The sequence below is a fragment of the Streptomyces rubiginosohelvolus genome, assembly GCF_014649875.1.
Lineage (GTDB): Bacteria > Actinomycetota > Actinomycetes > Streptomycetales > Streptomycetaceae > Streptomyces > Streptomyces rubiginosohelvolus.
This window is the reverse complement of the sequence record NZ_BMTW01000005.1, coordinates 338,018-363,892: the sequence shown is the minus strand read 5'-3', so window position 1 is coordinate 363,892 and position 25,875 is coordinate 338,018. Positions and strand designations below refer to the sequence as shown.

Genomic DNA, 25,875 nt, shown 5'->3' with positions numbered 1-25,875 from the left:
GTCATCGCCCTCAACGGCTTCGACGGACACCAGCCCTACACCCCCGACGAGGTCCGCGAAGCGCTCCAGATCGGGCCGGACACCCCGATCCTGACGACGGACGCCCGCCACCGCGCGGACGCCAAGAGCGCGCTCATCACGCTGGTCGAGCACGCCCTGATGGCGCGCCTGCGCTAGGACCTCCACCGGTTCCGTACGCGAAAGGGCCCCGCACTCCTGAGGAGTGCGGGGCCCTTCTCGTAGAACGTGAGGCGCGGATGGCCGGGTGGGTCAGCCCTGCCAGCTGTGCGGGGCGCGGAAGCCCGGCGTGCGCTCCAGGCGGCGCCAGCCGGCGGTGTCACGGCCCCGGTGGGCGGGGGCGGCCGGCTGGGCGGCGGCACGGGCCATCAGGACGGCGGTGATGGCCGCCAGCTCCTCGGGGGCCGCGTGCCCCTTCTCGACGCGCAGGACGGACTCGGCGGGAGTGAGGCTCATGGTGGGTGTCTCCGTCTTCTCGGCAGGCTGTCGTGGACCGTGCGGCGGATCGCGCCGCTGCGGGGCGACTACTGCGGGGGGTTGCCGTGCTTGCGGGACGGCAGGTCGGCGTGCTTGTTGCGGAGCATGGCCAGCGAGGCGATGAGCACCTCGCGGGTCTCGGCGGGGTCGATCACGTCGTCGACCAGGCCGCGCTCGGCCGCGTAGTAGGGGTGCATCAGCTCGGCCTTGTACTCCTTGACCATGCGGGCGCGCATGGCCTCGGGGTCCTCGGCGTCCGCGATCTGGCGGCGGAAGATGACGTTGGCCGCGCCCTCGGCGCCCATCACCGCGATCTCGTTGGTGGGCCAGGCGTAGGTGAGGTCGGCCCCGATGGACTGGCTGTCCATGACGATGTACGCGCCTCCATAGGCCTTCCGCAGGATCAGCGAGATCCGCGGCACGGTGGCGTTGCAGTAGGCGTACAGGAGCTTCGCGCCGTGGCGGATGATCCCACCGTGCTCCTGGTCGACGCCCGGCAGGAAGCCGGGGACGTCCAGAAGGGTGATGATCGGGATGTTGAAGGCGTCGCACATCTGGACGAAGCGCGCGGCCTTCTCGGACGCCTCGATGTCCAGGACCCCGGCCAGCGACTGCGGCTGGTTGGCGACGATGCCGACGACCTGGCCGTCCATGCGGGCCAGGGCGCAGACGATGTTGCGGGCCCAGCGCTCGTGGATCTCCAGGTAGTCGCCGTCGTCGACGAGCTCCTCGATCACCTTGTGCATGTCGTACGGGCGGTTGCCGTCGGCCGGGACCAGGTCGAGCAGCACGTCGCCGCGCCGGTCGGCGGGGTCGTCGCTCTCCACGGTCGGAGGGTTCTCGCGGTTGTTGGAGGGGAGCATCCCGATGAGGTAGCGGACCTCGGCGATGCAGGTCTCCTCGTCGTCGTACGCGAAGTGCGCGACGCCCGAGGTCTCGGCGTGCACGTCCGCGCCGCCGAGGCCGTTCTGGGTGATCTCCTCGCCGGTGACCGCCTTCACGACGTCCGGTCCGGTGATGAACATCTGCGAGGTCTCACGGACCATGAACACGAAGTCGGTGAGCGCCGGGCTGTAGGCCGCGCCGCCCGCGCACGGGCCGAGCATCACGCTGATCTGCGGGATGACACCGGAGGCGCGCGTGTTGCGCTGGAAGATGCCGCCGTAGCCGGCGAGCGCCGAGACGCCCTCCTGGATACGGGCGCCGGCGCCGTCGTTCAGCGACACCAGCGGGGCGCCGGCCGAGATGGCCATGTCCATGATCTTGTGGATCTTCGTGGCGTGGGCCTCGCCCAGCGCCCCGCCGAAGATCCGGAAGTCGTGCGCATAGACGAAGACCGTGCGGCCCTCGACCGTGCCCCAGCCGGTGATGACACCGTCGGTGTAGGGCTTCTTGGCCTCCAGGCCGAACCCGGTGGCGCGGTGCCGGCGGAGCTGCTCGACCTCCTTGAACGAACCCGCGTCCAGCAGCAGCTCGATCCGCTCCCGGGCGGTCAGCTTCCCCTTGGCGTGCTGCGCCTCGGTCGCCCGCTCGCTCGGTCCGCGCCGCGCCTGCTCGCGCAGGGCCAGCAGTTCGGCCACCCGGCCACGGGCGTCGGTCGGCTCACCCTGGGTTTCGTCCACAACGGTCATACATCGACCCTACGAACCCCGACCCAGAAATAGCGCCGTCGACTCCGTACAGTCTCCCGCCCTGTTTCGTGGTGGGAGTGAACAGAACCATGCCGCCGTGCACGCGATCCACCAGCGAAACGCGGACTCCGGTTGTGGAGACTCCACAAGTGGATCGTGTGCGGTGGGCCACATGCCCTTGAGGGGGCCCGAAGGCCCCCTCAAGTATGGCGCAGGGTCGTCCCACGCCGTCCACCGCGCCCCGAGCAGCGCTCCGGCCGGGGTCAACCTCCGCAGTGGAAGCGGGCGTTGCCCCAGTCGGCGTGGTCGTTGCCGTTGCCGTCGCCGCCGTCCTGGACGACCAGCTCGACGTACTTCGCGCCGGTGACGTCGGCGGTGAGTTTCCAGGCGGGGTCGGCCGCCCCCAGCACGGGCGACGCCACCTTCTCCGTACCGTCGGCGGTGACCGAGAACCGCACGCTCCCCCGGGTCGTCTGGACGTCGTCCACCCCGACCTCGGCGGTGAAGGAGGTGCACTTCCCGCCCAGGTAGTAGCGGATCTTCGCCGGGGCGTGGGTGCCCAGGCCCTTGTCGTAGGCGACGCCGCCGATCTTCAGGGGCCCGCCGTCCCCGGCCCCGGCCTCCCCGTTGGACCGGTCGCGCTCGACGGGTCCCCAGCCGTTCTGGGAGGCGGTCCAGTCCAGGTCACTGGCCCAGCCGTCCTTCGTGGGCGGCGGCGGGAGCGTACGGACGGAGGTTCCCGCGCCGAGCGTGCGACCGGCTCCCTGGACGGCGTAGGTGGCCTTCGCCTCCAGCGCGTACGTGTCGTAGGGGGCGTCCACCGGCGGGGTGACCCGCCAGCTGCCGGTGACCTTCGCGCCCGGGGCGACCGAGTCGAAGGCGACCGGGCCCGCCGGCTCGGCCCGCCAGCCCTCGGGCACGGTCAGCGCGAGCTTCACACCGGTGGCGGCGCTCGCCTCGTCGTTGCCGAAGGTCGCCTTGACGGTGTTCGGGGCTCCGGGCTCCAGGGTCTCCGCGTCGGCGGCCACGCCGAGGGTGCCGCAGACGGCCTCCTCGCCCGCCGGGGCGGGGCCGAGGTCGGTGACGGTGAAGCCATCGAGTACGAAGTCCGCGCCCTCGGGTGCTCCGGGGAGCTTGCGCAGCCCGGTCCAGGTGTCGCCGCAGCCTGCGGTGAGGGTCCGGCTGAACTGTCCGGTGGTGCGCTGCTGCCCGATCGGGGTGGCCCGGGTCTCGGTCGAGGCGGCCTTGCCGTCGGCGACCCGGTCGTAGCCCTCGACCCAGCTGTAGGCGCCGGCGTGGCTGGACTGGTAGGCGAACTCGACCTTGTACCGGTGGCCGTCCTTCATCGGGACGGTCCAGGGGGCGGTGCGGTAGACGAGGCCGGTGTTCTCCTCGTGGGACTTCAGGGATTCCTTCCCGCCGAGCACGTCGTCGATGAGCTTCCCGTTCCAGCCGGACTGGGTGTACGGGGCGTTCAGCTGGGAGATGTGGGTGCGGGGGTCGGTCGAGCCGCCCGCGTCGCCCTTCAGGAAGGGGCCCCAGCCCTGGTCGACGGCCTCGAAGTCCTCGTGGGCCACGGTGCCGGTGCGGGTGGCGGGGGCGTTCGCGACGATCCGTACGTCATCGGCGCGGACCTTCGCCGCGGAGCCCGCGGCCGCCTCGATGCGCAGGGTGGTGCGGCCGTTCGCGGGGGCGGTGAAGGTGACCTTGGCCCGCTGGAAGAAGGTGCCGTGCCAGTCGGAGGCGGCGACGTAGTCCTTCGCCGTGGAGCGCTCGACGGCGACCGGCGTCCCGCCGGCGCTCAGGGTGGTGCGGCGGCTCTTGCCGGGCTCGACCTCGATGAGGGCGGAGGCGGTGTAGCGCTTGCCCGGCGTGAGACCGGTGACCGTCTGGGAGAGCGCGGCCGTGGCCGTCCCCGAGAGTTCGGCGCTGTTGCGGCCCTGGTCGTCGGTGTCGCGGACGGCCGTGCCGGTCTTCGTCCAGCCCTTCAGGTCGCGGTCGTTGAAGCCCGGGTCGGTGATCCCGGTCCCCTTGCCCCAGTCCGCCGGGGTCTCCTTCGGCGCCCGGTCGGGGTAGAGGACGTACGCCTGTCCGGCGGTGGCCGTCAGCGTGATCTTCCCGCCCGAGGGGCGGACGGTGGAAACCTTCTCGCGGCCGTTGTCGGTCAGCTTGTAGAGGGTGTACGCGCCCTTGCCCGGCACCTCCCAGGTGCTGGTCCCGCCGGTCTCGCTGTAGTGGTAAAGCTTCTTGCCGCCGTCCCACGGGAGCAGGTAGTCGGTGCCGCTGAGCACCTTGCGGCCCTGGTCGTAGAAGGTTCGCTTGCCGTCCTCGACCGTGCCGCGCACCCCGCCGGTGAAGGTGATGTCGTTGCCGTCCCAGCGGGTGATCCTCTGCTGCTGGAGGTACTTGGCGGGGAGGTTCTTCTGCCAGATGTTGGCGGTGAAGGCGCCCCAGTCGGTCTCGCCGGTCCAGCCCTCGAAGTCCTCCAGGGCGCTCTGGCCGAGGACCGGGTGGTTGTTCCAGATGTCCTTCTCGCCGTTGCGGATGAACCGGATGATCTGCGAGTTGAGGCCCTTGTTGGTGGCCCCGCCGTAGTTGAGGTCGTTGGCCCAGTGCGACCAGAGCGAGGCGCGCTCGAACTTGTCGGCCCACTCGGTGCCGACGGTCCAGCCCTGCTTCTGCACGGCCTGGATGGTCTTGTCGGCGATCCAGCCGTGGCTGTAGTAGACGTCGATGTAGAGGAAGTCGAGGTTCTTGTCGGTCTCGTCGCGCAGCTGCTGGAAGCGCTCGGCCAGGTCGCCGCTGTTGATGTCCCGGCGCTGGTCGATGTAGTAGCTCTGGTTGAGCCAGTTCCAGCCGGGCTTGGTCTTGTCGACGAGCTGCTCGGAGAAGGCCTTGGCCTCCGGGTAGGACTCGGTGGCGTTGACGTGGACGCCGAAGTCGGCACCCCACTTCCCGCCTTCCTTGAGCAGGGTGTTGAGGTCCTTCAGCCCGCCGGCCCGCTTGTTGTAGTTGCCGCCGTAGTCCGGGTGGGCGGAGTCGTGGCCCTCGGAGCCGTACCCCTTGAGGACGGCGAGCTGGCCGAGGCCGTCGGTGGCCTTCGAGATCCGCTTGACGTCGTCCAGGGTGCGCAGGAAGGGGTGGGTGGCCTGGCTGGCGAAGTTGAACGGGATGTGGGTGACGACCCGCTTGGCGGTGTCCTCGCTGCCGGGCGCGGCGACGCCGACGGAGCGGAAGGCGATGGCCCCGTCCTGCCAGTCGACGACCTTGTCCCCGTTGGCGTCCGGGGTGACGACGACCTTGGCCCAGGGCAGGTTCTCGCCGCTCTCGGGCTTGGGCGCGCCCTCGCCCCGGTAGGTCCACTGGCCGGACCAGGCGCCGACCCGGACACCGCCGCCCTCCTCGGCGCGCGCCTGGTGCCAGAAGCGGGCGTCGTCGCCGCCGGTGGCGCCGGAGGGCTTGTCGTACGAGGAGTTGGACTCGATCGCCGCGGCGAGGGATCCGGTGTTGAGGATCGCGTAACTGGCCCCGACGGGCGCGGAGTCGGGCTTCGTCTCGCCGGTGACCTTCGCGAAGACGTCGGCGGTGCGGGTGGAGTCCGGGTCCAGCTTCGTGAACGCGGTGGCGGCCCCGGACTCGGTGGACCCGACGGAGATCAGGTCGTGCCCGGGGATGTCGATGGTCCCGACCCGGAAGGCGGACGTGTCGCGGACGGCGGTCACCTTGAAGGTGGTGGCCCGCCCGGAGACGGTGAGCGAGGCGTCGATCTCCACGCCCGGCAGGGAGGCGAAGACCAGGGTGTAGCGGGCGGCGGAGCCGGTGACCTTCGGCGCGCCCTTGAGCTTCACCGGGTGGGCGGTCCCGTTGAGGGTGACGGCGGTGACCGGCCGGGTGGAGCCGAGCAACTGCTCGCCGCTCGCCCGGTCGGTGTACGACAGGACGCGCGGGAAGTCGTCGGCGACGGCGACGCTGAGCCGGTCGGACCGGATGACGGCGGACCCGTCGGCCTTGGCCTCTCCGGCCGGGGCGGGGGGCGACGGGGCGGCGGCTGCGGCGGGGAGGGCGGCCCCCACGAGCGCCAGGACGGCTGCGGAGGCCGCGGCGACCAGGCCGGGGCGAGGGAATCTTGGCGACATGGCCCCTGAGTAGTCGTCGTGTCCGGACACCGTCAACGAACTTCGGGCCCGGGGGCCGACTCCGTCCAACAACCCCGGTGCGTTAGTCCAAGTCGCACGGGTGCGCTCCGCATCACGGCCCCGTTCACCTCTTGGCCGGGAATGCCCTCTTCCGGTCACGGTTCGCACCCGCTCGGTTCCGGCAAGTACCGCTTCGGGGCGTCGAGTTGTGAAGACTCGGAATTTTTGAGAGCGCTCTCAGTCACAAGTATTGACGGTCGTGCCGGGCCTCGCGAGAGTGGTGCGCACCGCAGGCACCCCCACGGTTCCTGACCTCCCCGCGCCACCCCCCACCCCCCCGCCTGCGGCCCCCCACCACCTCGGGAGTCCCCTCGTGATTTCACGCCGAATGTTCTTGACCGGCGCCGCCGCATCGGCCGCGGCGCTCACGTACCCCGCCTGGGGCACCGCGCTGAGCCCCCGCGCGTCGGCGGCCCCCGCCACCTGCGAAATCGCCCTGGAGAACAAGTCGTTGCCGGGCACGGTGCACGCGTACGTCACCGGACATGAGCTGGGCACCGACCGCTGGGTGCTGCTGAAGCCGGACGGCGGCGTCTACCGCCCCGACTCCCCCGGCGCGCCGCAGACCCCGCTGCCCGTCGACTGCGCCATCCCGCTCAAGGGCGCGGGCGCGGGGCCGGTCGTGCTGACCCTGCCGCAGATGTACGGGGCACGGGTCTACTTCGTCCGCGACGACAAGCTGGACTTCTTCCTCAACCCGGGCCCGTCCCTGGTGGAGCCGGCCTTCGCGACGCCGACGGACCCGAACTACGGGCGGACCTGGGCGTTCGCCGAGTTCACCTTCAACACCGAGCAGCTGTACTCCAACATCAGCTATGTCGACCTGCTCACCGCGCTGCCGATCGGCATCACGCTGGAGGGGGACGCCACCCATGTCGTGGCCCCGCACCCGGAGGGCGCGGTGGAGCGGATCGCGGAGGACCTCGCCGCCCAGGCGGCCGCCGACGGACAGCCCTGGGACAAGCTGATCACGCGGGGCGACGACGGCAAGGTGCTGCGGGTCGTCTCGCCGCAGAACATCATGGCCCCGTACTTCGACCGGCCGGACGAGATGCCGTTCCGGGGCCTGTTCGAGGCGCAGATCGACGAGGTGTGGGAGAAGTACCGCTCCGAGGACCTGCGGATCGACCTCCAGGGCGGCCGGGGCACGCTGGCGGGCCGGGTGAGCGGTGACGTCCTCACCTTCGAGGGCGGCCACACCTTCACCAAGCCGCAGACGAAGGACATCTTCACCTGCAACCACGGCCCGTTCACGAACAACCCGGGCGACTCCGACGACAAGAAGGCGATCCTGGCGCGGCTCGCGGCGGGCTTCAACCGCTCGATCATGCTGAGCCACCCGAGCCAGCCGAACGGCACGTCCACGGGGGACTACTACACGACCGCGGTCACCAACCACTGGTCCCGGGTGGTCCACGCGAACAGCCCGATCGGTTACGCGTTCCCGTACGACGACGTACGCCCGGACGGTGAGCCGGACGTCTCGGGCGCGGCGCACGACGGGAACCCGCGTCGCTTCACGGTGAGCGTGGGCTCCTGACGCCCTCCCGCCATGCCTGTGTGTGCCCCCGCCCGTTACGGCGGGGGCACACACATGTCCGCACTGGAACCGGTGACCGACCGGGAATCCGATATCCCGTCAATTGACACGATGTGTGGCGTTCTTGACTTCGCTCCACCGCCCCGCGACGGTGCCGTATGCGAATGAACCGACTCCCCCGCCGACTCCCCCACCGGCTGCTCACGGCCGTCGCCGCCGGACTCCTGCTGACCGCCGCGGCCCCGGCCCACGCGGACCCCGCCCCGCCGCCGTCACCCGCTCCGCAGGCCTCGGGCGCGCACGGTCTGCGCGCCTTCCAGCAGAGCTACGGCCTGCCCGTGACCGGCCGGGTGGACACCGCCACCGCGCACCTGCTCAAGACCGCCCCGGACAGCGAGCTGCGGACGTTCTTCGCCGCCCCGTCCGACCTCGGTCCGGAGCAGCTCGCCCACGCCCGGACGGTCATCGGCGTCGGCAAGGGGGCGGAGCTCTCCGAGGAGGCCCAGGTCATCGCCCTGATGGCGGCGATGCAGGAGTCGAAGTTCGTCAACTACACGTCGCCGGTCGACCATGACTCGCTCGGCGTCTTCCAGCAGCGCCCCAGCATGGGCTGGGGCACGCCCGCGCAGATCACGCACGTCCCGACCGCCTCCAAGTCCTTCTACGGGCTGCCCTCGCCCAGCGCCAATCCGGGGCTGCTCCAGATCGACGGTTGGGAGTCGATGAAGCCGGGCGATGTGTGCCAGGCGGTCCAGCGGTCGGCGTATCCGGACCGGTACGCGCAGTGGGAGGACTTCGCCCTGGACCTGCTGGAGCAGGAGGGCCCGGACGCCGACCCGATCCCGTAGGCGTGCGAGGGGGCCGCCCCGGTGCGGGACGGCCCCCGACGAACCTGCCCTGTCAGCAGCCGCCGCAGTTGTAGTAAGTCACGTCCCAGTGGTTGCCCTCATCCGCGTAGATGTTGCCGGATCCGGACTGGTACTGGCGGGCGCCGTCACCGCGGGTGCCGATGTAGGTGAAGGTGCCGGTGACGTAGTTGTTCACGCAGGTGCTCTTGGCGAAGTCGAGCTTGTAGCCGTTCCAGTGCGAGTACGTGCCGCCGGCGTGCCCGGTCTCCGTGCCTCCGGTGATCCTGAGCGCGCAGCCGGTGGCGCTCTTGAGGGTCTGCGCACCCTGGGCGCTGGCGAGGTTGAGCTGGTCGAACGACGTGCAGGTGGGGTTGTTCCGGTTGGAGCAGCCACCGGAGGACGACCAGGTGATCCCGGACGAGCTGAACCGGGAGGTCGCCTGCGCGTGGGTCAGCTTGGTCACGGCGTGCGCCTCGGTGGCGCCGCCGCCGAGGACGCCGATCCCGGGCGCGAAGAGCGCGCCGAGGACGAGGGCCAGGGCGGTGAGGGCGGAGCGGAGTCGTGGACGGGTCACCATGGGGGGATTCCTCCTGCTCATGACAAAACTACGGGTACACGGGCACGGGTCCGCGCACACCGGGGGCAGGGAGATAGTGCCCGAGTTCTACGCGCGTCGCCAGAGGGCCCGAGCCCACTCGCGCCACACCGGTCAGCACTGCGCACATCAAAAGGTTGAACTTTGAACAAGATGGAGTTACAGTCAATCTCGTTGAAGGTTAAACAACCTCCACGAACACGTCCCCCGAGGAGGAGCCATGGCTCTGTTCAACCGCAAGTCGACCGCCACCGCCCCGACCGCCGAGGCCCCCGCGGTGGACCCGGCGCTCGCCGCCCTGACCGGCACGTACACCCTGGACCCGGCGCACAGCAGCATCGGCTTCACGGTGCGCCACGCGATGGTCACCAACGTGCGCGGCTCCTTCGGCGAGCACGAGGGCACCCTGGTGCTGGACGGCACGGACCCGGCGAACTCCTCCGCCTCCATCGACGTGAAGATCGCCAGCGTGGACACCGGCATCGCCGACCGCGACGGCCACCTGGTCAGCGGCGACTTCTTCGACGCCGAGAAGTTCCCGCTCATGACGTTCCGCTCGACCAAGGCCGAGCAGCTGGGCGGCGAGGCGTACCGGATCACCGGCGACCTCACCATCAAGGACGTCACGCGCCCGCTCTCCATCGACCTGGAGTTCAACGGCTCCGCCACCGACGTCTACGGCAACGAGCGCGTCGGCTTCGAGGGCAGCACGGACATCCTGCGCTCCGACTGGGGCCTGACCTGGAACGCGGCGCTGGAGACCGGCGGCGTGATGGTCAGCGACAAGGTGAAGCTGACCTTCGACATCTCGGCGATCAAGGCCGCCCCTGCGGCCTGACCCCCTCCGCAGACACGCGCAGCGCCCCGCACCCGGATCCCCCGGGACGGGGCGCTGCGCGTGCGTGTACGCCTGCCGACTACTTCGCGACCTTCTCCGCGAAGAGCGGGACGACCTTCTCCAGCGCGTACGAGACGGACAGGATCGAGTCCGTCGCGAACGCCTGCGAGATGTCCTTGTCGTCGAAGACGATGGCGTTGCCCGCCTTCACCGACGGGACGGCCTTGTACAGCGGGTCGTTGCTGATGTCCGTGGCCGGGATGCCGATCGGGGTCATGACCGTCAGGTCGGCGTCGAGCAGGTCCAGGTTCTCCTTGGAGACGGACACGGAGAAGCCCTCGCCGGCCTGGGCCTCGGCCTTCGGGTTGTTCTTGAAGCCGAGCCGCTCGACGAAGTCGATGCGCCCGGTGCCACCGACGTAGACGCCGAAGCCCTCGGACGTACGCGAGCCGACCGTGATGGTCTTGTCCTTGAACTCGGGGTGGGCCTTCGCGGCGGCCTCGAACTTCTTCTCCGTCTCCGCGATCAGCTCCTTGCCCTTCTCCGGTACGCCCATGGCAGCGGCGATCATCGTGGTCTGCTGCTCCCACGAGAGCTTGTACTGGTCGCCGCCCTTCGGCACGCCCACGGTCGGGGCGATCTTCTTCAGGGTGTCGTAGCGGGTCTGGTCGCCGCTGGACTTGGTGTCCAGGATCAGGTCGGGCTGGAGGGAGGCGATCTTCTCGAACTCCGGCTCCATCGTGCCGATGAGCTCGGGCTTCTTGTCGTACATGCCCTTGGCCCACGGGCCGACGCCCTCACCGCCGAACGGCAGCCAGTCGCTGGCCCCGACCGGCTGGCCGCCGAGCGCGAGCACGGTCTCGGCGTCGCCCCAGCCGAGCGCGACGATGCGCTTGGGCTGCTTGTCGACGGTGACCTCGCCGAACTTGGTCGCCACCTTGGCGGGGAAGGCGCCTTCGGACGCACCGCCGGAGGCGGAGGAGGACGCGGAGCTGTCGGAGTCGTCCGACGAGCCGCAGGCCGAGAGGCCGACGAGCAGGGCGGCGACGGCACCGGCCACCAGGACGGGGGTGCGGCGGGCGCGCCGGGCGCGGGGAGCGGAAGCGTTCATACCCTTTAGGTTAGCCTCACCTAATGACAACGGTGCCATCGGGTTGGACCACACCGTTCCCGTACGAGGTTCAGGCGGCCGGGTCCTTGATGTGGTGGCGGCCCAGCGGCACGACCATCGGGGTGGCCGACGCCGGGTCCTCGATCACCGAGCAGCGCATCCCGAAGACCTCGCCGACCAGCTCCGCCGTCACGATGTCGACCGGCCGGCCCTCCGCGACGATCCGCCCCGCCTTCATCGCGATCATGTGGTCCGCGTACCGGCAGGCCAGGTTCAGATCGTGCAGCACGGCCACCATGGTGACGCCCTGCTCGCGGTTGAGGTCGGTGAGCAGGTCGAGGACGTCGAGCTGGTGGCTGGCGTCGAGGAAGGTCGTCGGCTCGTCGAGCAGCAGGATGTCGGTGCGCTGGGCGAGCGCCATCGCGATCCACACCCGCTGGCGCTGGCCGCCGGACAGCTCGTCCACCGACCGGTCGGCGAGTTCGAGGACATCGGTCGACAGCAGCGCCTGCGCGACCGCCCGGTCGTCCTCCGCGCTCCATCGGCGGAACCAGCCCTGGTGCGGGTAGCGGCCGCGCCCGACCAGGTCGGAGACGGTGATGCCCTCCGGGGCGGTGGGGCTCTGCGGGAGGATGCCGAGCACGGAGGCGACCTCCTTGGTCGGCATCTCCTGGATGGACCGGCCGTCCAGGAGGACCGCACCCGCGGAGGGGGCCAGCAGCCGGGCCATCGCCCGCAACAGGGTCGACTTCCCGCAGGCGTTGGGGCCGACGATGACCGTGATCTTCCCCGGCGGCACGGCCACGCTCAGACCGGGGACGATCTCGCGTTCGCCGTAGCCGAGCCGGACGTCCCGGGCTTCCAGAGTGTGTTCGGCCACGACAGGGCCACGCCTTTCTTCGTCGTCTTCTCGGTACGTCGCCATGTCCTGGGGCTTCTCGTCCTGGGGCTTCTCGTCCTGGGGCTTCTCCATGTCAGCCCCCGCTGCCGACGCGGTTGGCGCGGGCCAGGAGCAGCAGCAGATACGGGGCCCCGATGATGCTGGTGACCACGCCCACCGGCAGCTGCACCGGGAACAGGTGCTGCGCCGCGAAGTCCGCGACCAGGACGATCAGCGCCCCGGTCAGGGCGGCCTGCGGCAGCGCCGCGCCCCGGCCCGGGACCAGTCGGCGGGCGATCGGGGCGGCGACGAACGCCACGAACCCGACGGGCCCGGCGGCGGCGGTCGCGACCCCGGCGAGCGCGGTCGCGCAGGCCAGCAGCGCGAGCCGGCCGCTCTCGACCTTCGCGCCGAGCCCGGCCGCCGCGTCGTCCCCGAGCTGGAGGGGCCGCAGCGCGTGGGCGGCGAGGACGGTCAGCGGTACGAGGAGGCCGAGGGCGATGAGGAGCGGCCACATCTGGTTCCAGGAGCGGCCGTTGAGGCTGCCCGCGAGCCAGCGGAACGCCTCCTGCGCGTCGGTGACCTCGGAGCGGGCCATCACGTACCAGACGATGCTGGAGAGCCCCATGCCGACGCCGATGCCGACGAGGACGAGGCGCTGTCCGGCGATGCCCTGCCGCCAGGCGAGGAGGTAGATGGCGGCTCCGGCGACCAGGGAGCCGGTGAGGGCGCTCGCGGACAGGGCCAGTCCGCTGACCTGGAAGAGCAGGGCGGCGGTGACGGCGACGGCGCTGGCCCCGGCGCTGATGCCGATGAGGTCGGGGCTGGCGAGGGGGTTGCGCAGCACGGTCTGGAAGACGGCTCCGGAGAGTCCGAACGCGACGCCGACGAGGATCGCGAGGAGGGCGCGGGGCAGCCGCAGTTCCAGCACGACGAACTGCGATCCGCCGTCGCCGCCGCCGAACAGGGTGGCGACGACCTTCCCGATCGGCATCACCATGTCGCCGAAGCTGAGCGAGATCCCGAACACGACGACCACGGCGGCGAACAGGCCCGAGCCGACGAGGACGGAGCGGCGCAGGCCTTGGCCGCGTACGGCGGAGACCTGGCGTACGGCGTCGGCGAGGCGGTCGTCGTCGGCGTGCGTGGCGTTCTTGGCGACGGCGGGTGTCCGGTTCACAGTTCCACCAGCTTCCTGCGGCGGACCAGCCAGATGAAGGGGATGCAGCCGATCGCGGCCGTGATCACGCCGACCTGCACCTCGCCGGGGCGGGCGATGACCCGGCCGACGATGTCGGCGACGAGCAGCATGACCGGGGCGAGCACCATGCTGTACGGGAGCACCCAGCGGTAGTCGGGCCCGGTGATGAGGCGGGCGGCGTGCGGTACGGCGAGCCCGACGAAGCCGATGGGCCCGGCGACGACGGTGGCCGCGCCGCAGAGGATCACCACGGCGAGGGCGGAGACCATCCGGATCGCCCCGACGCGCTGGCCGAGGCCGCGGGCCAGGTCGTCGCCGAGGGAGAGTGCGTTGAGCTGCGGCCCGAGGGCCAGGGCGAGGACGGTGCCGACGAGGATGAACGGCGAGACCTGCCACAGCACCTCGGAGCTGCGGGCGGTCAGCGCACCGAGCTGCCAGAACCGGAACTGGTCGTAGCTGCCGCGGTCCTGGAGCAGGATCGCGCTGGTCACCGAGGTGAGGACGGCGGCGGTCGCGGCCCCGGCCAGGGCCAGCTTGACCGGTGTCGCGCCTTCCCGCCCGAGCGAGCCGACCCCGTACACGAGGAGGGCGGCCAGCAGCGCGCCGAGGAAGCCGAACCAGATGAACTGGGTGGCGACGGTGAACCCGAGCAGGGTGATCGAGCACACGACGGCGACGGACGCGCCGGCGTTGATGCCGAGGAGCTGGGGGTCGGCGAGGGGGTTACGGGCGACGCCCTGCATCACCGTGCCCGCGAGGCCGAGTGCCGCACCGGCGAGCAGCCCGGCGACGGTGCGCGGGATGCGGACCTCCTGGACGATGAGCTGGCCCTTGACGGAGACGTCCGGGTCGAGCACCCCGTCGACGACATCGCGGAAGGGTACGTCGCCGGAGCCGATGGCGAGACTGGCGACGGCGGTGAGGAACAGCACGGCGAGGGCGGCGAGCAGCCCGAGGGCGAGCACGGGCCGGCTGCGCTTGCGCCGCGCTTCCTTGCCACCGTCGGCCGACGTCTCCCTCCCCTTCTCCAGGGAGGCCGAGCCGCTCACGACCCGGCCGTCGGGGCAGCCGGAATGCGCTGGTGCACTGTTGTTCGTTCCTCACGCTGGTTCGTCGGCGCCGGGGAGCGCCCCCGGGCACGGGAGACGCCCTCATCACCGGTCCACCCGGACAGGGAAACCGCCGGTCGACCCCGGACAGGGGGCATGGCCGGTCCACCCCGGACGGGCAACACAAGGGGGCCCAAAGTAAGGTCACCCTAACAGCGCCTGTCAGCGCGGCGCGCTGCCGCACCCCACGAGCTCCGGAGCACCGCCTTGTCGTACGCCGCCGATCCCACCGCCCCCGCCACCGGTCCGGGCGTCACGTCCGGCGTACCCGACCCGCTGGCCGGGGCCGTACCCCTGAGCTCGGCGGACGAACTGCGCGAGCTCCTGGGCACCCCGCACCCGATCGTCATCGACAAGGTCCACGACCGGCTCACCGACGACGACCTGGCCCTGCTGGCCCGTTCGCCGTTCTGCACCCTGGCCACGTCCGACGCGGACGGCAACTGCGACTCGACCCCGCGAGGCGACACCCCCGGCTTCACCCATGTCCTGGACCGGGGCACGATCGCCCTGCCCGACCGCCCGGGCAACCGCCGCGCGGACAGCTTCCACAACATCCTGGCGAACCCGCGCGTGGGCCTGCTCTACCTGATACCGGGCGCGATGGACGTCCTGCGCGTCAACGGCCGCGCCCGCATCCTCACGGACGCCCCGTTCTTCGACGCGATGACGCTGAAGGGCCAGCGCCCGAAGCTCGCCCTGGTCGTCGAGATCGACGAGATCTTCCGCCACTGCCCGGCGTCGCTGAAGCGGTCGGGAGTGTGGGTGCCGGAGACGTGGGCGGGGGCGGAAGCGGCGGCGTGAGCGGTCCGCGATCCGCGATCCGCGATCCGCTGTGCAGGAATCTCATCTCCTGGCCGCAGGTCGTCGTCCCCGCCCGGGCCGGCCGCGCGGGTCGGCCGGTCGCCCGGAGGCCCGCCTTCCCCGTACGCGCCGGTGCGTCACCTCCCCGCACGCTCACCCGAATGCCGCGTCCCCTCGGCCGGGCCCTGTCGTTGTCGGGATGTGACAGCTGGAGTCTCGCAGAGGAATGTGCCGACCCCATGACTGAAGAAACCATCCTGCTCAGGGACTTCCTCGCCACGATGAACCGTCTGCAGGCGGATTTCGAACGGCGACTCGACGGCATCGGACGCGACGCCCCGCCGGGGGCGCCACCGCACGGCACCTCCCGTGCGACGGCGGATCCCTGTCAGTCCTGGGGCAGTCACGATCCGGGCCGGCCCCTCGGGCTGGAGGCCATCTGGGCCGATGCCCGCCGTTCACCGGTCGGGCGGACAGGCGGATACGAAGCGCGGAGAAACCATTCTTCTCCGCGCTCCCCCTCTCATGGAGCTCCCTCGTCGGCAGATCCGGCAGGAAGCGTTTCCCCCTGAGATTCCGCTAAGCCGCGCCCCCGGGGCGCGGCGCGCGCCGCATCACCCACAGCGCCGGGCCGCCGCCCGGCAGCGTTGCCTCGCCGAGCACCGTGAAGCCGAAGTGCTCGTAGAACGGCAGGTTGTCCGGCTTGGAGGACTCCAGGTAGACCGGCAGGCCCGCCGCGTCGGCCTTGGCCAGCCCGGAACGCAGCAGCGCCGCCCCGTGCCCCTGGCCCCGGGCCGCCGGGTCCGCGCCGACGACCGCCAGATACCAGTGCGGCTCCTTGGGACCCTGCTCGGCGGCCGCCGCGACCGCGTCCCGGAACAGCGGCGCCCGGTCGCCGAGGATCTCCTCCAGTTCCGCGACCGTCCCGGCGTCGGGAACGGTCTTCTCCTGCCCCTCCGGCGCCACCCAGAACGCGGCCGCCGACCCGGTGCGCTCGCACACCCCGTGGCGGCCGTACTGCCGGGTGAAGATCGTGGTGAAGTACCGGACCAGGTCGGGCTCGCGCGAGGCCCCGCCGGGGAAGAACCACCCCATCATCGGGTCGTCGGCGAAGGCGCGGGCCAGGGTGCGGCTGATCTCCGGGGCGTCGTCGAGCGTGGCCGCCTGCGGAGTGTTCGTTATCGACATACGGGTCATTCTGCACGTTGATGATCTTGGGAGGTGAGGGGGGTCCTCGGGCCCCGGACACCGGTCCCGGACACCGATGCCGGATACCGGAGACAGCCTCGCGCGATGGACCGACGACTGGCCGCGTACGCGGTGTGCATCGAGAACGGCCGGGTGCTGCTCGCTCTGGCCGTGAGCCCGGACGGCGACCGCACCTGGACCCTCCCGGGCGGCGGGGTCGAGCACGCGGAGGACCCGTTCGACACGGTGATCCGGGAGGTCGCCGAGGAGACGGGTCTGGAGGCCGTGGTCGAGCGCCTGCTCGGCGTGGACTCGCGGGTGATACCGGCGGGCGAGCGCCGCCTGCCCGGCGCGCCCGAGCTGCAGAACGTCGGCGTCTTCTACGGTGTCCGCGTCACCGGTGGCCGGCTCCGTCCCGAGCCGAACGGGGACACCGCCGCGTCGGTGTGGACCCCCGTCGCCGAGGTCGCTCGCCTGCGCCGGTCGTCGCTGGTGGACATCGGGATCGCCCTGGCGCAGCACCTCCCGCCCACCGGGCACGTGACCCCGGTCCCGGTCGGCGGGCTCGTCCAGCACTGAGAACGAACCCGGCCGCCGGCCCCCTGGCGGGAGACCGGCGGCCGGGACCCAGGGCATCGCGCCCTTTACGCCTTGCGCTGCATCGACGAGCGGGCCGGGTTGCCCTGCTCGCCCGCCTTCGGATCCTTCTCGCCCGCCTTCGCGCGGACGCCCTCTTCGATGCGCTTGCCGATCTTGCTGTCGATGTTCGACCAGTACTGGAACGCCCGCTGGAGGATCGGCTCGGTCACCCCGTTCAACAGGTGGCCGACCACGTTGTCCACCAGCCGGTCCCGCGCCGCGTCGTCCAGGACCTCGCGGACCATCGTGCCCGCCTGGCCCCAGTCGTCGTCCTCGGCGTGGTCGACGTAGGCCGCCCGGGTGATCTCCCCGTCGGCGTACCAGCTCGGCGGGGGACCGAACAGCGCCGGGTTCGCCTCCGGGCCGCCCTTGGAGTTCGGGGCGTAGACCGGGTCGGAGGTCTTCCGGTACGCCATCGCCCCGTCCTTGGAGTACGTGTGCACCGGCGCGACCGAGGCGTTGACCGGGAGCTGCTGGTAGTTGGCCCCGATGCGGTAGCGGTGCGCGTCCGCGTACGAGAACAGCCGCGCCAGAAGCATCCGGTCCGGGCTCGGGCCGATGCCGGGGACGAAGTTGTTCGGCTGGAAGGCCGCCTGCTCGATCTCGGCGTGGTTGTCCGTGGGGTTGCGGTCCAGCGTCATCCGGCCGACCTCGATCAGCGGGTAGTCGCCGTGCGGCCACACCTTGGTCAGGTCGAACGGGTTGAACCGGTAGTCCTTCGCGTCCTCGAACGGCATGATCTGGACCTTCAGCGTCCAGCTCGGGAAGTCGCCGTCCCGGATGTGCTCGAAGAGATCACGCGTGTGGTAATCCGTGTCCGCCGAGGCCATCTGGTCGGCCTCGTCCTGCGTGAACGTCTCGACGCCCTGGTCGGTCTTGAAGTGGTACTTCACCCAGAACCGCTCACCCTCGGCGTTGATCCACATGTACGTGTGCGAGGTGTAGCCGTTCATGTGACGCCAGGTGCGCGGGATGCCCCGGTCCCCCATCAGCCAGGTGACCTGGTGGGCCGACTCCGGCGAGAGGGTCCAGAAGTCCCACTGCATGTCGTGGTCGCGGAGGTTGTTGTCCGCCCGGCGTTTCTGGGACCGGATGAAGTGCTGGAACTTCATCGGGTCCTTCACGAAGAACACGGGGGTGTTGTTGCCCACCATGTCGTAGTTGCCTTCGCTGGTGTAGAACTTCACCGCGAAGCCGCGCGGGTCCCGCCAGGTGTCCGGGCTGCCCCGCTCCCCGGCGACGGTGGAGAACCTGATGACCAGGTCGGTCGTGGTGCCGGGCTGGAAGAGCGCGGCCTTCGTGTACGCGGAGACGTCCGCGGTCACCTCGAACTTCCCGAAGGCGCCGCTGCCCTTGGCGTGCGGCTGGCGTTCGGGGATGCGTTCGCGGTTGAACTGGGCCATCTGCTCGATCAGGTAGGAGTCCTGGAGCAGGATCGGCCCGCCCGGGCCGACGGTGAGCGAATGCTCGTCGCTCTCCACCGGGGCACCGGAGTCGGACGTGGTCGGCTTACGGGTCGTGTCCGTCATGTCCTCATGTCCTCTTGTCGGTCGTGCGCGGGCGTCGAGACCTCGGCTCGGCTCTGCCCGACGGCTACCCTGTCGCGCCTCTGCCAATGTAGGCATATGCGGATGAATCGTCCCGTCGAAGCATCGTGGCCGCCCGGATCAACGGGACCTGTTCCCCGCGATCAGGCGGTAGAGAGCGAGAAGGATCACGGAACCGACGACTGCGGCGATCCACGTCGACAGGCTGAAGAACCCGTCGATCGAATCGACCCCGAAGATCACCTTGCCCAGCCAGCCGCCGAGCAGGCCGCCCGCGATACCGAGCAGCATCGTGATCAGGCAGCCCCCCGGGTCCTTGCCCGGCATCAGTGCCTTGGCGATGGCGCCCGCGAGCAGGCCGATGAGAATCCAGGCGATGATGCCCACGAAAGTCTCCCTCTGTGTTCCCTCTCCCGGCGTCCTCGTTGCCCCGGGCACCCTCCGCGTATCCCCCCAAACGGAACTCACACATCCGCAGGGCGAAGTCCGTCACCCCCGCGACCCGTCATCCGCCCGCCCTCGTTACGCCGGACGGGGGCGGGCCGTGGAGCTGCCCGCCTGCGCACGGAACGACGTCACGCGGGGGCACCGAGCGGCGGGTGCTCCAGCACGCGGGGCTTGTACTCGACCAGCTGGGTGCGGCCGTCGAAGGTCCGGTGCCCGATCATGTCCAGGGCGACGTCCGGATAGCCGTCGTAGATGCGCTCCGAGCCCGTGGCACCGGTGATCACCGGGAACATCACGACCCGGAAGCGGTCGACGAGCCCGGCCCGCAGCAGGGACCGGCACAGGCTGAGGCTGCCGATCGTGCTGAGGAGCCCCGAGCCGTTCTCCTTCATCGCGCGGACCGTGGCGACGGCGTCGTCGCGGACGAGCGTGGTGTTGGCCCACGGCAGCGGCGCCTCCAGCGAGGAGGAGAACACCACCTTGGGCGCTCGCGTGAGCTCGTCGACGGACGCCTCTTCCTCGGGCCTGAACTCGTCCTGGCCACCCGGGACCTCCCCGGCGGCGAAGCCGGACATCAGGCGGTACGTCTTCGCTCCCATGAGGTAGGTGACCTCGGGCTGCTCACCGAGCCAGGCGAGGTACTCCGGGCCCTCCAGGCCCCAGAACCCGGGCCAGCCCTCTCCGGACGCATAGCCGTCGAGGGAGGTGATGAAGTCGACGAGAAGCTCCGACATGGCAGTGTTCCTTCCTGAGGTGTCATGAACCTTGGGTGTCATGAACTTGGACCGGCGGCGGGCCACAAACTCATCGGACCGGTCACGCCCGCCGGGCCGCCACCGCCAGTCGGGTGTCCTCGGTGATCAGGTCGCCGTTGACCGCGCCTCCCGCCATGAGGCCGGCCGCAGCGGCGCCGATCACCTGTTCGGTGAGACGGGTGACGTTGCCCGCCGCCCAGACGCCGGGGACCTCCGTCGCGCCGGTCGGGTCGGTCGGGATGTACGAACCGATCACCACCCCGCCCATCTCCTGCGCCACCGGCTTCAGCCCCAACGACTCCAGGACCGCCGAGCGGGCGGTGAACCGGGCCTGCACCACCAGCGCCTCACGCGGGACGACCCGGCCGGACACCAGCCGGACGCCGGTGAACCGGTCGTCCGTGACCTCCAGGCCCGTCACCTCGCCGTCCACGACCGCGACGCCCCGGGCCGCCAGCTGCTCGTACTCCTCCTCCGTGGGCTCCGGGCCCGTGTGGAGGAAGAGGGTCACGTCGTCGCTCCACTGCCGCCACATCAGCGCCTGGTGCACCGCGAGCGGGCCGGTGGCGAGCACGCCGATCGGGCGGTCCGCCACCTCGTGGCCGTGGCAGTACGGGCAGTGCAGCACCTCGCGCCCCCACCGCGCCGCCAGCCCCGGCACGGGCGGCAGCTCGTCGACGAGCCCCGTCGTCACCAGCAGCCGCCGCGCCTCGACGCTCCGGCCGTCCTCGGTCACGACCCGGAAGCCCTGCTCCCCATCGCCGGGAAGCCGCTCGGCCGAGGCGACCCGGCCCTCGACGATCTCCGCCCCGTACCCGGCGGCCTCGCCCCGGCCGATCGCCAGCAGCTCGCCCGGCGGGGTGGACTCGCGGCCCAGGTAGTTGTGGACGTGCGAGGCGGGAGCGTTGCGGGGCTCCCCCGCGTCGATCACCAGAACCGAGCGCCGGGCCCGCCCCAGGGCGAGCGCCCCGCTCAGGCCGGCGGCCCCGCCGCCCACGATCACCACGTCGTACCGCTGCTGCTTCATGTCGCTCCTCCTTCGTCACGCGGCATCACCACCGCTCGACGACGAGAGTGCGCCCGTGCAGGCCGAAACGACAAACATCCTTGCCGAAACAGCAAGTCATACGATGCTGAACTCGCACCACACGATCTTGCCGGGGTTCCGCTCGGCCACGCCCCACTTGTCGGCCAGCGCGGCGACGAGCAGCAGCCCGCGCCCACCTTCGTCGTCGGGCTCCGGCGGCCCGTCCGCCGCGCGCACGACACCGCCCCCGCTGTCGTGCATCTCGACGCGGATGATGCTCTCGACCCGCTCCAGGTAGATGTGGACCTTGAAGCCGCGCCCCGGAGGTACGCCATGCCGGAGCGCGTTGGTCGCCAGCTCGGTGGGTTGTCTCGTTCATGCTTCCACGCTCACACGGAGTTACTAGGCTGAAGCAGAGCTGAGAGACGTACAAAAGGTTTTGTACGGGTTCTGACGGGTTGACAGCGGGGCCGGAACGGGGAGAAGCCAGGTCATGCAACCGGGAAAGCAGAGTGGCATCAGGCGGGTTACTTCGTGGCAGGTGGTCGGGGCGCAGCTGCGCCACTTCCGCAAACTCGCCGGGCTGACACAGGCCGCACTCGCCGAGCAGGCCGGGGTGGGCGAGGACACCATCGCCTCGATCGAGCAGGGGCGACGGGCGCTCCAGTCAGACCTGGCCATCCAGCTCGATGAACTGCTGGACACCAAGGGCGTTTTGCGGGTCGCGGTGGAGAGGATCCCGCGGAAGGAGCGCTACCAGGCGCTGGTCAAGGACTTCGTGCAGTACGAGCAGGACGCGGCAAGCCTGCTCTGGTACGAGTCACAGCTCGTTCCGGGGCTGCTTCAGACCGACGCGTACGCGCGCTTCTTCTTCGGCTGCAACTACCCGCCGCTCGAAGAGGACGAGATCGAGAGCGGGTGGCGGACCGGCTCGACCGCCAGAAGATCCTGGAGCGTAAACCCCGGCCGATCCTTCACTTCATCCTGGAGGAGAGCATCCTCCACACGGAGTTGGGCGACCCCGACGTCATGCGGGAGCAGCTTCTCCACCTGCGACGCTGCATGGATTTACCGTTCGTCACCATTCAGATCATGCCCCGCAGCACCCCTCGGCACGCCGGACTCTCGGGGCCGCTGATTCTGCTGGAGACGCCCGATCACGACGGACTTGCCTACGTCGATGGTCAGCTGCGCGGAGAGCTGTACGACGAACCCGCCGACGTCAGCGCACTTATGCAGAGGTATGGGATGCTGCGCTCCCAGGCGCTCACCGTCGCGGAGAGCACCCGGCTACTGGACGCACTGCTTGGAGAGACATGTCCCGCGCAGCACACCCCGCCTCCGGCCCTACCGACCTCCACTGGTTCAAGTCCAGCCACAGCAACGGTGACGGCGGGGCCTGCATCGAAGTCGCCTACCACTGGCGCAAGTCCAGCTACAGCGACGGTGACGGTGGAGCCTGCGTCGAGGTAGCCACCCACCCCGGCGCCGTCCACATCCGCGACTCCAAGGTGACCGACGGCCCCGTCCTCACCGTCGAGCCCGCCACCTGGAGCACCTTCGTCCACGGCAGCACCACCCTCTGAGCAGTCCGACAGTGAACCGCCCCGGCCGCCGCCGCAGCCGGGGCGGTTCACTGTCCACCCGCTACCTCAGCCTCAGTAGCGCACCCACAACTCGTACACGCCCGGCTTCCCGGCGAACGGGTTGCAGATGAAGACCCGGCTCCAGAGGGCGTTGTCGGCGCCGGCGTTCCCCACCGCCTGGCACTCCGCCAGGCTCGCGTGATGGCTGCGGAGCCAAAATCCGGGGCCCGTGGCGGAGGCGGTCGAGGCGGTGCCGAGGAGCATCGCTCCGGCGGTCGCCACGGTCACCGCGAGTGCGGCAATACGTCTGTGCATGTCGGTAACTCCGTTTTCAGTCAACGCACATGACTGTGCATCAGTGAATGAATGAGTCGAGCCGATCCGAACAGCGCGCGCCGCCACGAGAAAGCTAGCGAGCCGCGAACGCCCGCACAATAGGTCTGGACCAATAGGTCACCGCATATGCCCCATGGCCGTAAACCTCTGCCGTGCCGCATATTTCGCTCGGCACGTCAGCTTTCGGCCGACCGCTCGACCGGGATCCAGAGCTCGGCCTCCGCCCGCTTCCCGTCCTCCGTCAGCCGCACCCGCAGAATCTCCGGGCCGGGCCTCGATGCGTACGGGTTCGACGGGAACCACTGCGTGAACACATCCCGCCAGAGGTACTGGAGGGCCTGCGGAAACGCGCCCTCGCTCTCGAAGACCGCCCACGTACCTGCTGGTACGTCCAAGGCGTCCAGGTCCTCCGGCGGAGGCTCAGCCGAACTCACCACCCCGTGGTAGTAATCGAGTTCGGTGCCCTCCGCGCGGCTCGGGTCGAGCTGGTCGCTCACCCCGACGATGCCCGCAGGCTCCTGGTCGGAGAGGGCCGCGATGCGGTCCAGCTCCTCCCGGCCGATGCCCCGGATGAACTCCGCAATGGCCGGATTCGGTCCCTCGTGGATGAGCGGGACGCGGGCCTTCTTTCCAACCACCCGGAACGCGTTCTTCTCCACCAAGCTGTAGCGCATGGCGCTACTCCCTTCGACGACGAGTCGGAAGGTCAGGCGTTGCTGGGACCGCAGGACCGCGCCCGTCCGGCGGGCCTCCCCGGGGCCGATGCCGTGGACGGCCCGGAATGCCCGGGCGAAGCCCTCCCCCGTGTCGTAGCCGTACCGCATCGCCACGTCCAGCAGCGAACGGTCACGGTCACCGAGCACCTCCGCCCCCGCGACCGTCATGCGGCGGCGACGGATGTACTCCGACAGCGGGAGGCCCGCCAGCGCGGAGAACATCCGGCGGAAGTGGTACTCCGACGTCATCGCGATCCGGGCGAGGTCCGCCGCCTCGATGCGCTCACCGAGGTGAGCCTCGATGTGCTCCATCGCGTCGTTCAGCCGTTCCAGCAACTCCTGATTCCCTTCCCTTGCCCGTTCACCGTAGGGAGAGGCCATCCTCCCGGACCCGACCGTCCGTGCCCGGTCCGGTCGGGTCGCCGGGCTTCGCCAGCAGCTCCACCAGGGACGAGAAGCTGTCCCCGGCGTGGCCCGCCTCCATGCCTCGCCGGAACAGGTCGACGACCGCCGCCGGGAGGGTGGAGTCGACGCCCGCTTCGGTGTGGGTGTGCAGAACGTGCTCGGCGCTCGCCACCCCCATGGCCAGGCGGTCGACGTCGCCGTCGTGCACTCCGGCGTCGATGCGTTCGGCGTAGAAGGCGAAGAACTGCGCCAGGGAGTCCGCCGTTTCCGTGGCGTGCGGCAGGATGTCGGCCGCCTTCAGCCCGTTCGCGCGGGCCAGGGCGACGGCCTGCCAGAAGCTCAGCATCGAGGTCCAGAAGACGACCATGCCGAGCTGGTAGGAGAGCGCTGCGAGCCCCGGGTCCTCGCCCTGGTGCTCGACCCGTCCGGTCAGCGCTTCGAGCACCGGCCGGTGCCGGTCGAAGGCCTCGCGCGGCCCGCTGTAGAGGGTGGCCGAGTCGGGCTGCCCGATGCCGGAGGGCGGCGAGTTGACGCCGCCGGTGAGCTGTGCGGCACCGTGCCCGGCCGCCCAGCGGGCTCCGGTGCGGGCCTCCTCGGGGGTGGCGGAGGTGAGGTTGAGCAGGACCTTGGCGTCCAGGGCCTGCGCGGCCGGCTCCAGTACGGCGCGGACCGCCTCGTAGTCCGTGAGGCTGAGGACGACCACCTCGCTCGCCGCGACGGCGTCGGCGGGGCTGGGCGCGAGGACCGCGCCCCTGGCCACCAGGTCGTCCGCGCGGGAAGCGGTGCGGTTCCAGACGGTGACACCGTAGCCGCGGTCGAGCAGGGCCCCGGCCATCGCCCGGCCCATGGGCCCCAGTCCTATGACGGTCACGGAGCCCGGGTGCTTCGTCGCTGTGTTGTTCATAGCCGCCTCCAGCGGGTCGGTCGGGGCAGGCGGAAGCCGTTCCGCGCACCCACCCTGACTAAAGCGAACGCTCTATTTAGCGCGTGCCGAGAACGTAGCACAGCTCTAGAACGAACGCTCTACCCAATTCCGCTACAGTGACGGCATGCAGACCAGCACCCGGGACCGGATCGTCGTGGCGACCGCGCGCCTTCTTCAGCGGCAGGGGTACGTCGGCACCGGCATCAAGCAGATCGCCACGGAGTCGCAGGCCACCCTCGGCTCGATCTACCACTTCTTCCCGGGCGGCAAGGAGGCCGTTGCCGTCGCCGCGATCCGGCACGGGGAACAGGAGTTCGCGGCGCTGCTGAAGGAAGCGCTGGACAGCGAGCCCGATCCGGCGGAGGCGGTGATGTCCTGCACCCGCGATTTGGCGGCCGGGCTCAAGGAGTCGGGCTGGGTGGACGGCTGTCCGGTGACGGCGGCGGCCCTGGAGACCCTCGGGGCCGACTCGGAGCTGCAGAAGGCGTGCGCCGACGCGCTGAACGGCTGGGAGCGGCTCGTCCTCGACAAGCTGCTGGGCTGCGGATTCCCGGCGGACGACGCCCGGGAACTGGCGACCACCGTCATCAGCGCCATCGAGGGCGCCGAGGTGACCGCCCAGGTCAACCGGAGCGAGGAGCCCCTTCTGGCGGCGGGCCGCCAATTGGCCCGTCTCGTCCGGTCGTACGGGATCGATCCGCCTCGCCGCTGACCGCGCCCGGCCCGGGAACGCCGACAGGGGCGGCCTTGCGGCCGCCCCTGTCCTTGTCCCAGCCGGTTCAGCTGAGCTTGGCGTCTTCCACGGTGCTGGTGACCGTGCCTGCGGTGGAGGTGGTCGCCCCGGCCGCGCCGTCGACCAGCTTGCCGAGGTCGCCGACGTCGTCCAGCGCGCCCAGCGAGACGGCCGGTTCGGCGGCGTGTGCGGTGTCCCCGCCGCCCGGGTGCGGGGCGATGGCGGCGATGACCGCTCCGGTGGCGAGGGTGACGGCGGCGAGTACGCTTCGCTTCTTCATGCCGGGTTCAACGGCAGAAACCCCACAAAGGGCACGCCCCGAT

24 protein-coding genes and 3 pseudogenes are annotated in these 25,875 nt (G+C 70.7%); 9 read left to right on the top strand and 18 right to left on the bottom strand.

What is annotated here, in order from left to right:
• Window positions 1-177: pseudogene (locus tag IE134_RS15810) on the top strand (ATP-binding protein); the annotation flags it as partial.
• 93 nt (window positions 178-270) lie between these two features.
• Here IE134_RS15810 and IE134_RS15805 read toward each other — a convergent pair.
• The 3 genes from IE134_RS15805 to IE134_RS15795 form a co-directional block, all read right to left on the bottom strand.
• Window positions 271-474 (bottom strand): acyl-CoA carboxylase subunit epsilon, encoded by a 204-nt coding sequence (locus IE134_RS15805; RefSeq protein ID WP_003966016.1) that lies wholly within the window; start codon window positions 472-474, stop codon window positions 271-273.
• A 68-nt stretch (window positions 475-542) separates the two neighbouring features.
• Window positions 543-2,126, bottom strand: coding sequence for an acyl-CoA carboxylase subunit beta (locus IE134_RS15800; protein ID WP_010056337.1), 1,584 nt, complete (start codon window positions 2,124-2,126; stop codon window positions 543-545).
• A gap of 263 nt (window positions 2,127-2,389) precedes the next feature.
• The gene (locus IE134_RS15795) at window positions 2,390-6,262 is read right to left on the bottom strand and encodes an endo-alpha-N-acetylgalactosaminidase family protein (protein ID WP_189430797.1); all 3,873 of its coding nucleotides are present in this window, start codon (window positions 6,260-6,262) and stop codon (window positions 2,390-2,392) included.
• Window positions 6,263-6,650: 388 nt separating this feature from the next.
• On the opposite strand from IE134_RS15795, the gene IE134_RS15790 reads away from it, so the two are divergent.
• Together IE134_RS15790 and IE134_RS15785 are read left to right on the top strand one after the other, a co-directional pair.
• Window positions 6,651-7,862 (top strand): glycoside hydrolase family 64 protein, encoded by a 1,212-nt coding sequence (locus IE134_RS15790; RefSeq protein WP_161320650.1) that lies wholly within the window; start codon window positions 6,651-6,653, stop codon window positions 7,860-7,862.
• A 164-nt stretch (window positions 7,863-8,026) separates the two neighbouring features.
• Window positions 8,027-8,710: a peptidoglycan-binding domain-containing protein gene (locus IE134_RS15785; protein ID WP_098018957.1), complete on the top strand. Its 684-nt coding sequence runs from the start codon at window positions 8,027-8,029 to the stop codon at window positions 8,708-8,710.
• Between the two features lie 52 nt (window positions 8,711-8,762).
• Here IE134_RS15785 and IE134_RS15780 read toward each other — a convergent pair whose 3' ends face one another.
• Window positions 8,763-9,287: a hypothetical protein gene (locus IE134_RS15780; RefSeq protein WP_030714730.1), complete on the bottom strand. Its 525-nt coding sequence runs from the start codon at window positions 9,285-9,287 to the stop codon at window positions 8,763-8,765.
• Between the two features lie 238 nt (window positions 9,288-9,525).
• Between IE134_RS15780 and IE134_RS15775 the strand changes: the two genes are divergently transcribed.
• Window positions 9,526-10,143: a YceI family protein gene (locus tag IE134_RS15775; protein ID WP_097947799.1), complete on the top strand. Its 618-nt coding sequence runs from the start codon at window positions 9,526-9,528 to the stop codon at window positions 10,141-10,143.
• A gap of 79 nt (window positions 10,144-10,222) precedes the next feature.
• Here the strand turns inward: IE134_RS15775 and IE134_RS15770 are convergent, their stop codons facing one another.
• From IE134_RS15770 to IE134_RS15755, 4 genes are all read right to left on the bottom strand, one after another.
• Window positions 10,223-11,254 carry an iron-siderophore ABC transporter substrate-binding protein gene (locus IE134_RS15770; RefSeq protein WP_030714735.1) on the bottom strand — a complete coding sequence of 344 codons (1,032 nt, stop codon included), beginning with the start codon at window positions 11,252-11,254 and terminating at the stop codon, window positions 10,223-10,225.
• Between the two features lie 70 nt (window positions 11,255-11,324).
• Window positions 11,325-12,179, bottom strand: a complete 855-nt coding sequence (locus tag IE134_RS15765) for an ABC transporter ATP-binding protein (protein WP_097878291.1) — start codon at window positions 12,177-12,179, stop codon at window positions 11,325-11,327.
• Window positions 12,180-12,228: 49 nt separating this feature from the next.
• Window positions 12,229-13,314 (bottom strand): FecCD family ABC transporter permease, encoded by a 1,086-nt coding sequence (locus tag IE134_RS15760; RefSeq protein WP_030714739.1) that lies wholly within the window; start codon window positions 13,312-13,314, stop codon window positions 12,229-12,231.
• Window positions 13,311-14,384, bottom strand: coding sequence for a FecCD family ABC transporter permease (locus IE134_RS15755; RefSeq protein WP_030714741.1), 1,074 nt, complete (start codon window positions 14,382-14,384; stop codon window positions 13,311-13,313). Before IE134_RS15755 ends, IE134_RS15760 begins: the two co-directional genes overlap by 4 nt.
• A gap of 267 nt (window positions 14,385-14,651) precedes the next feature.
• On the opposite strand from IE134_RS15755, the gene IE134_RS15750 reads away from it, so the two are divergent.
• Window positions 14,652-15,248: an MSMEG_1061 family FMN-dependent PPOX-type flavoprotein gene (locus IE134_RS15750; RefSeq protein WP_030714745.1), complete on the top strand. Its 597-nt coding sequence runs from the start codon at window positions 14,652-14,654 to the stop codon at window positions 15,246-15,248.
• Between the two features lie 579 nt (window positions 15,249-15,827).
• Here the strand turns inward: IE134_RS15750 and IE134_RS15745 are convergent.
• Window positions 15,828-16,445, bottom strand: coding sequence for a GNAT family N-acetyltransferase (locus tag IE134_RS15745; RefSeq protein ID WP_098895125.1), 618 nt, complete (start codon window positions 16,443-16,445; stop codon window positions 15,828-15,830).
• Between the two features lie 96 nt (window positions 16,446-16,541).
• Between IE134_RS15745 and IE134_RS15740 the strand changes: the two genes are divergently transcribed.
• The gene (locus IE134_RS15740; protein ID WP_098895126.1) at window positions 16,542-17,015 is read left to right on the top strand and encodes an NUDIX hydrolase; all 474 of its coding nucleotides are present in this window, start codon (window positions 16,542-16,544) and stop codon (window positions 17,013-17,015) included.
• Window positions 17,016-17,080: 65 nt separating this feature from the next.
• Here IE134_RS15740 and IE134_RS15735 read toward each other — a convergent pair whose 3' ends face one another.
• The 5 genes and pseudogenes from IE134_RS15735 to IE134_RS15715 all read right to left on the bottom strand — a co-directional run.
• Complete coding sequence (locus tag IE134_RS15735) at window positions 17,081-18,604, bottom strand: catalase (protein WP_030714753.1); 1,524 nt, start codon at window positions 18,602-18,604, stop codon at window positions 17,081-17,083.
• Window positions 18,605-18,742: 138 nt separating this feature from the next.
• Complete coding sequence (locus tag IE134_RS15730; RefSeq protein ID WP_006127827.1) at window positions 18,743-19,009, bottom strand: GlsB/YeaQ/YmgE family stress response membrane protein; 267 nt, start codon at window positions 19,007-19,009, stop codon at window positions 18,743-18,745.
• Between the two features lie 188 nt (window positions 19,010-19,197).
• The gene (locus tag IE134_RS15725; RefSeq protein WP_030714756.1) at window positions 19,198-19,803 is read right to left on the bottom strand and encodes a dihydrofolate reductase family protein; all 606 of its coding nucleotides are present in this window, start codon (window positions 19,801-19,803) and stop codon (window positions 19,198-19,200) included.
• An 82-nt stretch (window positions 19,804-19,885) separates the two neighbouring features.
• Window positions 19,886-20,851, bottom strand: a complete 966-nt coding sequence (locus IE134_RS15720; protein WP_189430795.1) for an NAD(P)/FAD-dependent oxidoreductase — start codon at window positions 20,849-20,851, stop codon at window positions 19,886-19,888.
• A 96-nt stretch (window positions 20,852-20,947) separates the two neighbouring features.
• Window positions 20,948-21,214 (bottom strand): annotated as a pseudogene (locus IE134_RS15715) (ATP-binding protein); the annotation flags it as partial.
• Between the two features lie 130 nt (window positions 21,215-21,344).
• On the opposite strand from IE134_RS15715, the pseudogene IE134_RS34645 reads away from it, so the two are divergent.
• Window positions 21,345-22,324, top strand: a pseudogene (locus tag IE134_RS34645) (helix-turn-helix domain-containing protein).
• The gene (locus IE134_RS15705; protein ID WP_189430809.1) at window positions 22,255-22,437 is read left to right on the top strand and encodes a DUF397 domain-containing protein; all 183 of its coding nucleotides are present in this window, start codon (window positions 22,255-22,257) and stop codon (window positions 22,435-22,437) included. Before IE134_RS34645 ends, IE134_RS15705 begins: the two are co-directional and overlap by 70 nt.
• Window positions 22,438-22,509: 72 nt before the next feature.
• Here the strand turns inward: IE134_RS15705 and IE134_RS15700 are convergent, their stop codons facing one another.
• From IE134_RS15700 to IE134_RS15690, 3 genes are all read right to left on the bottom strand, one after another.
• Window positions 22,510-22,752 carry a hypothetical protein gene (locus tag IE134_RS15700; RefSeq protein WP_003966035.1) on the bottom strand — a complete coding sequence of 81 codons (243 nt, stop codon included), beginning with the start codon at window positions 22,750-22,752 and terminating at the stop codon, window positions 22,510-22,512.
• A gap of 197 nt (window positions 22,753-22,949) precedes the next feature.
• A complete protein-coding gene (locus IE134_RS15695; protein ID WP_098018945.1) occupies window positions 22,950-23,825 on the bottom strand; it encodes an AraC family transcriptional regulator in 876 nt (291 codons plus the stop codon).
• A gap of 25 nt (window positions 23,826-23,850) precedes the next feature.
• On the bottom strand, window positions 23,851-24,798 hold the full coding sequence (locus IE134_RS15690) for an NAD(P)-dependent oxidoreductase (protein ID WP_098018942.1): 948 nt from the start codon (window positions 24,796-24,798) through the stop codon (window positions 23,851-23,853).
• Between the two features lie 145 nt (window positions 24,799-24,943).
• Between IE134_RS15690 and IE134_RS15685 the strand changes: the two genes are divergently transcribed.
• Complete coding sequence (locus tag IE134_RS15685; RefSeq protein ID WP_098018939.1) at window positions 24,944-25,531, top strand: TetR/AcrR family transcriptional regulator; 588 nt, start codon at window positions 24,944-24,946, stop codon at window positions 25,529-25,531.
• A gap of 67 nt (window positions 25,532-25,598) precedes the next feature.
• Here the strand turns inward: IE134_RS15685 and IE134_RS15680 are convergent, their stop codons facing one another.
• A complete protein-coding gene (locus tag IE134_RS15680) occupies window positions 25,599-25,832 on the bottom strand; it encodes a hypothetical protein (RefSeq protein WP_010056370.1) in 234 nt (77 codons plus the stop codon).
• Window positions 25,833-25,875 lie beyond the last annotated feature (43 nt).

What these genes read in the sequence shown, in the direction of transcription:
- IE134_RS15745 (WP_098895125.1), bottom strand. Translation starts at nt 16,445, where the DNA reads ATGACCCGTATGTCGATAACGAACACTCCGCAGGCGGCCACGCTCGAC.
- IE134_RS15740 (WP_098895126.1), top strand. Translation starts at nt 16,542, where the DNA reads ATGGACCGACGACTGGCCGCGTACGCGGTGTGCATCGAGAACGGCCGG.
- IE134_RS15795 (WP_189430797.1), bottom strand. Translation starts at nt 6,262, where the DNA reads ATGTCGCCAAGATTCCCTCGCCCCGGCCTGGTCGCCGCGGCCTCCGCA.
- IE134_RS15785 (WP_098018957.1), top strand. Translation starts at nt 8,027, where the DNA reads ATGAACCGACTCCCCCGCCGACTCCCCCACCGGCTGCTCACGGCCGTC.
- IE134_RS15720 (WP_189430795.1), bottom strand. Translation starts at nt 20,851, where the DNA reads ATGAAGCAGCAGCGGTACGACGTGGTGATCGTGGGCGGCGGGGCCGCC.
- IE134_RS15690 (WP_098018942.1), bottom strand. Translation starts at nt 24,798, where the DNA reads ATGAACAACACAGCGACGAAGCACCCGGGCTCCGTGACCGTCATAGGA.
- IE134_RS15700 (WP_003966035.1), bottom strand. Translation starts at nt 22,752, where the DNA reads ATGCACAGACGTATTGCCGCACTCGCGGTGACCGTGGCGACCGCCGGA.
- IE134_RS15780 (WP_030714730.1), bottom strand. Translation starts at nt 9,287, where the DNA reads ATGGTGACCCGTCCACGACTCCGCTCCGCCCTCACCGCCCTGGCCCTC.
- IE134_RS15775 (WP_097947799.1), top strand. Translation starts at nt 9,526, where the DNA reads ATGGCTCTGTTCAACCGCAAGTCGACCGCCACCGCCCCGACCGCCGAG.
- IE134_RS15805 (WP_003966016.1), bottom strand. Translation starts at nt 474, where the DNA reads ATGAGCCTCACTCCCGCCGAGTCCGTCCTGCGCGTCGAGAAGGGGCAC.
- IE134_RS15765 (WP_097878291.1), bottom strand. Translation starts at nt 12,179, where the DNA reads ATGGCGACGTACCGAGAAGACGACGAAGAAAGGCGTGGCCCTGTCGTG.
- IE134_RS15685 (WP_098018939.1), top strand. Translation starts at nt 24,944, where the DNA reads ATGCAGACCAGCACCCGGGACCGGATCGTCGTGGCGACCGCGCGCCTT.
- IE134_RS15770 (WP_030714735.1), bottom strand. Translation starts at nt 11,254, where the DNA reads ATGAACGCTTCCGCTCCCCGCGCCCGGCGCGCCCGCCGCACCCCCGTC.
- IE134_RS15680 (WP_010056370.1), bottom strand. Translation starts at nt 25,832, where the DNA reads ATGAAGAAGCGAAGCGTACTCGCCGCCGTCACCCTCGCCACCGGAGCG.
- IE134_RS15725 (WP_030714756.1), bottom strand. Translation starts at nt 19,803, where the DNA reads ATGTCGGAGCTTCTCGTCGACTTCATCACCTCCCTCGACGGCTATGCG.
- IE134_RS15735 (WP_030714753.1), bottom strand. Translation starts at nt 18,604, where the DNA reads ATGACGGACACGACCCGTAAGCCGACCACGTCCGACTCCGGTGCCCCG.
- IE134_RS15800 (WP_010056337.1), bottom strand. Translation starts at nt 2,126, where the DNA reads ATGACCGTTGTGGACGAAACCCAGGGTGAGCCGACCGACGCCCGTGGC.
- IE134_RS15790 (WP_161320650.1), top strand. Translation starts at nt 6,651, where the DNA reads ATGTTCTTGACCGGCGCCGCCGCATCGGCCGCGGCGCTCACGTACCCC.